General features: G+C 61.3%; 2 protein-coding genes. Both read right to left on the bottom strand.

The window, feature by feature from the left end; all coding sequences use genetic code 11:
- The coding region (locus tag AC1DOC_RS16710; protein WP_478130111.1) for a hypothetical protein at window positions 1–278 on the bottom strand (278 nt) is incomplete at its 3' end.
- A 25-nt stretch (window positions 279–303) separates the two neighbouring features.
- The coding region (locus AC1DOC_RS16705) for a hemagglutinin repeat-containing protein (protein WP_478130110.1) at window positions 304–5,644 on the bottom strand (5,341 nt) is incomplete at its 5' end.

Below are 5,644 nucleotides of genomic sequence, written 5' to 3'. Positions count from 1 at the left end.
GTATCAGCAGGCGCCAGTCGGCACCCATGCATTACCTTTGCTATCGACGTCGTTTCGAGCGCCCCACTTAGAAACGCGGATCGCGAGGGATGACTCACCACTTCCTCATGACCCGTCAATATGGATGTGTGAACAATTCGTCCCGTGCTCGCGTAGTCGCCAAGAGTTTGAAGGTCAGATGATTCAAACGACTGCAGCCACTCTTCATTCATCCGAAGGTGTTTTTTCAACGAAGGCCAGGAATCGAGTGTCTTTACGAGCGGTGGGTCGATGTGCAAGATTTCTCCTCGGAGTCGAAAATGATCAAGGTGCGGTGCCAGGACGTGGTAACCCCTTGGGAACAGGCCACGGAACTACGGTTACTGTCGGACGCGCACTCTGCCCTTGCGGTGGGACAGCGACTTCAACTACGTAAGGTTGAATCGTATAGCCTTCGCGAAGCAAATTTTGTAGCCCCCTTGCATACGCCCTATCAGCTGCGCTAACGCGCTGTCCACTGATCATGCCTGTATTCGCGGCTTCATTGACCCAATCATTCACTCGTTCAGGAAGCGGCTTTGGTTTGTCGACAGGCTGCCGATTCCCGGTATCAGTCGTTTTGATCTCGAATGCGGGAATTGTCTTGTTCTCCGTATTAATCTTCCCGCCAATGCTATCCACACCATAGCCTCCGCCGGTTTGCAGGGGCCTGGTCCCTGGCGACAGTTGCTCAATGATCTCCGTACCGAGGCCGCTCGGACCTTCACCCCAAGCCCCAAGCCGCACCCCGGCGTTTTGCCCCGAGATTCTTTGTCCTTGTGGGGGCATCGTGAATACTGTTGCCCCAGAAATGTCCTCAATGGAAGTGCCCCTGATGGGCATATGGACGACGGTTTGATTCTGCGTCGAATAGACATTTGAAAGATCCCCGTCGCTGGTGATCTCCGTTGGCCGAACAGAATTCCTGGAGGGGCTGACAGGGCGTAATCCTCCTAGGGCCTGTATGGCCGTCGGAATCGCGACGGTGGTGGCTCCGAGTATCAAGGCACGCGTCGCTCTGTCGGCAATAGCGTCGTCCACCCTTGCGTCGCAAGCTCCAGCACTGAGCCCTCCGCAGTAGGTCTGTCGGAACTTCGCTACTTCCAGTGCCTGTTGGACGTCAGTGCCACCCAGTGCCCCCACCCCGCCAACTGTGCCCAAGACGTTCACGTTGTTCTGCCAGCCTTGGAATACGGTTGACATCTGGGCATAGCCAAACGGGATGGCCGAATCCACGTCGGCAGCACTGGCTGCTTGGCTTTCCAAGGCACTGACACTGGCGACGTCGCCGGCCTTGATGTAGGACTTGATCAGATCGATGTTCTTCTGCGAGAGGGCAGCATATTTGCCCGCGATCGCTCGGACTTCCTCATCATTGCACTCCCCCTTGGCCCTGCACGCCGCGAACTCCTTCTTCATCGCGGCCACTTGGTCGTGCTTTAGAAAATTGTTGACCGTTGCATTGTTGGCAACTGTCGCGCCGACGCCGGCACTCGAGCTTCCGCCAGCCACCGTGCCAACAGCCGCACCCACCAAAGTCGAAGCGGCCGTCAATAGCGCGCTGTAGTCACTCTTCTTCTGTGCAGCTTGCTCAACCGTCAACGAAGGGTCGTTGTAGTCATAGCCGTTCTCCTTTAAGTATTTCTCCATCGCAGGCAGCAACTGCTCGTTGACAACACCAGCAGCGGCCCCCGCCAAACCGCTGCCGTCGCCGACTTTGGCCTGGATGAACCCGGCAATCCCGTGCAGTACAGTTTTTTCCAACGAACCATCTGCAAAGTTGGTCACAGTCCGTGGAGCTTCTCCAGCAGCGAGCGCTCTTGCATTCTCTTGGGCCTGCGCTTGTTGATTTAACGACTGGCTCACGTCTCCAATCACGCCGCTCAAAACGCTGCCCACGAGCTGAGCTGCGCGCTGATGATCTTGCGCTTGCTGCTGCAGTCTCGGAATCTCCTTGGCCTGTTGCAAGGTCAGCGTATTGACGAGCGCGCCGTTGGCCGTAACCGGATCCCTAGTTGTCAGAGTGGCCACGTTGGCGTTGCTCTTGTCGTCGATCTCCTTGACGCCTGTGCCAACGATCTTGATGTTGCCCGGGCTGATCACGCTCAAGGTCTGGCTGGACTGGCTGTTATCCGCAGGCAGTCCCTTGCCTCCGTTCAGATTCGCCAGCACGGTGTTGGTCGCGCTCCGAGCTACGTTGCTCAGCACGTTGTTCGCTGCACCCGTGCCATAGCTGAAGCTCAGGCTGACGGCGCTGCTGCTTGAATTGGTGTTCTGCCGGTTCTGCAGATCRCTGGTCGTGAGGCTCCCAGTGACCAAGCTATTCTTGCTTTCGGGCGCTGTGCTGGTGATCCCGCCGCCCTTCAGGTCGGTGTTGCCCTTGACCGACACGTCGTAGCCGCCATTGCCCGCAGCGATGCCACTTTGCCCGGTGGCGCTGCGGTAGTTATGGTCGACTCTCTGTTTGGAGGCATCGACCGTGGCGGAGACGAACTGACCGTAGCAGATCGGCGGAATACACAGGCTGAGCGCGACTCCGCTGCTGCTCTGCTTGCTGTTGTAGGTGGTGCTGTCCTGCAGGCTCTCGATGTTCAGGTTGCCTGCGATGTCGGCCTTGACCGAATCGGCCGTGATCTGCGCCCCCTTCATGTTCACGTCGCCGCCGCTCTTGATCTTCACGGAGTCGGTGGCGGTGATGAGGGTGTTGTCGTGGCGCGTCTCGATGCCCGTGGCCTTGCCCTGGTTGCTGCCGGCATTGACCTGGATGCTGAAGCCGTTCTGCGAACCGAAGCCGAAGGTCACGCCCCCGCCGAGCGAACTGCCCGAATTGGTACTGAGGGTGGCCGCCTTGTTTTCCGCGGCGAGCATGTTGATGTCGCGCTTCGCGTCCAGCGCGATATCGCGAGCCTGCAGCTTGGCACCCTGCATGTTGATGTCGGTCTCGCGCGCGGTGATGTCGATGCTGCCGGCCTGGATGTTGGTGCCGCGCTGGTTGCTGTAGACCTCGGCCGTGTCGCTACGCGAACGTGTGCGGCTTTCGCTCACGCTCACACCAAAGGCCGCACCGCTGGGGTCGCCGCCGGTGCCCGCAGCCGTCAGTCCCTGGATGCCATTCCCTAACGCCCCATCGGTGGCCAGCTTGTAGGCGTCGTACCCAGCCTTGAGTTCCAAGGCGCCCTTCAGCCGGCTGTCATYGGTCTTGCGCGACTCCTGCGCCGCATCGTAGGMGCTGGTGATCGCGCTGCCCACGATGCCGCTCAGCTGCGCACCGATGGTGTGGCTCTTGGATTCTGCGTGGTGCTTGCTGCTGCCGCTGGACGTGGCGGCGTTGAGGTTCACTGCATTGCCAGACAAGGCGACTTTGTTCTTGGCCAGCAGATCCGCGCCTTCGGCCGTGATGTTGCCTTGGCCAGTGCCCGCATATTTGGAGTCCAGGCCAGCCACCATGGTGAGATTGCCGCCGTTGGCACTGATCAGGCTTGTGACGGCGGTGCTGGACTCGCCCGTACCGTCCTCCGAACCCTTCACATTGCTGTAGGCCGTATGGCGTGGCGCAAGGCCTGGCGACGGGCTGAAGCTGCGGCTCTTGCCGCTGCTGGCAGTTGCCGACACAGAGGTATCCTGAGCCGCCAGCACGTCGATGTTACGGCCGGCAGTAATGGCGATGTTCGTGTCGGCCAGTACATTGCTCGCCACGATCTGGGCATCGCGCCCAGCATCGATGCTGACGCTGCCGCCACTGATGGTGCTGCCGACCTGTGTCGTGCCAGCACTCATTTCGTTGCGATTGCTGGAACTGCTGCTGTAGCCCTTTCCGTACAGCAGGCTGTCTTTCACTCCGTTGAAGCCGCTTTGGCTGCTTCTCGAAACGTTGCCGGTCGCATGTTGCTCCTGCGCGCTCTCGATGCGCACATCGCGACCCGCGCTCAGCACGAGTTGGCTCTCTGCAGACACTCGACTGCCGCGGACGCCCAGGTCATTGCCCGCGGACATCACCACGTTCTGCCCGGAGAAGTTGCTGCCAAGCACGGTGGTGTCGCTCTGCGCCTTGATTTCGGAGCTGCTGCTCTTTGAAGTGAGCGTTTTGCGTGAGGAGTTGCTGGTTGTCAGGATTGCTTGGCTTGACTGTCCGGCATCGATGCGGATGTCATGCTCAGCGGTGACCGCCAGGGTGCCTCCGGCCGACACGTCAGCGGCGCGTGCTCGGACATCGTTGCCCGCGGTGATGGCGACACTGCCGCTGCCCACGATGGTGGAGCCGATTTCGCGGCTCTGCGAGGACACGGCGCTGAAGCTACGGCCCTTGTTGCCGCCGCTGGCGAAGATGGTGCTCGATTCAGAGACGGTGCCGAGGTTGACGTCCCGCTCCGCATTGACCAAGGTTCGGCTGTCCTTGCCGACATTGGCGAGGACCGCGCCGACGAGGTTGACATCGCGCCCCGCGGAGGCCAGCAGGACTCCGCCAGGGTCGCTGACATAGACCCCGGCCACACGGTCCACGGCCGTGTTGTTCAACAGCCCGCCCGTGCTCTGGGTGGTCGTTCGGATGTTGATGTCCCGGCCGGCAGTCAGCATGGCCGCGTCCCGCGCATCGATGGTGCCGCCGATATTGTTCAGATCGGACCTGGCGTCGAGGGCAACGCTGCCACCCGAGATGCGGCCACCAAGATTGTTGACGTTCTCGGCCGTGATCGACACCAGACGCCGTCCGGCGATGGTGCCCGTGTTGGTGACATCGCCCGAACTCTTGATGATGGCGGCATCCGCGCTCAACAATGCGCCTGAACCGTCGATATCGCCTGGCCGCACACGCACATACACCTGAGGCACCAGCACGCGTTGCATCGTTCCGTCCGGCAAGGTCACCGTCTGTTCGACGAGCCACACGATGTCGCTGGTCAGCTGCGCCATCTGCGCCGCGCTCAGCGCCACGCCCGGGCGCAATCCGTATTGCTTCGCGAAAATCACGCCGGCGTCCATCAGCGCCATGTACTGGTCTTCGTCGCTGTTGTAGCCATCCAGGTAGCGATAGCCTGTGAGTTGCGCCACCTGTTCGCGGATCAGCTTCTGCTCGTAGAAACCATCGCCCAGGCGCTTGAGGATGTTGCTCGGGTCCTGGCCGAGGCTGTTCAGCAGGTAATCGCTGCTGAGCCAGTTGCGGTAGTTGGCGAAGCGCGGGTCGGTCTCGATCAGGTAGCTGCCCGGACCGGCACGAAGGTTGAACAGGCTGGCATTCGGGATACGCACGTTGGGCATGCTGGTGCGCACGACCATCGGGACGGTCCGGCTTGCGCCGGCTTGGGCCGACGAAGCGGTGCCGGTCGCAGCTCCGTTGGCACCTACGTCCGTGGCGCCCGTACCCAATTGCGTTGCCGTCGTGCCATCGGGTCCGGTCGACCCTGTCGCGCTGCCAGCACTCTGGCCGTCGACCTTGACTGTGTCGCCCACATTCGCCGGCACTTCGACAATGGTGGCCGGCCCTTGGCCGCCGCCCACCGCGCCCTTGCCGGTCGCCCCGCCCGTCCCGCTGCCGACCGGGGCGACGCCCGCGTTGTAGCCGGCGGCCGCATTGATGTTTTCCTGGTACTTGTAGGCGCCCAGCGAAATGGTCTGCGGCGGAAGGATC

Source organism: Variovorax sp. 01T439_2 (assembly GCF_056398445.1).
Note: the sequence above shows the minus strand (reverse complement) of the source record. Positions and strands in the feature narration are given on the sequence as shown.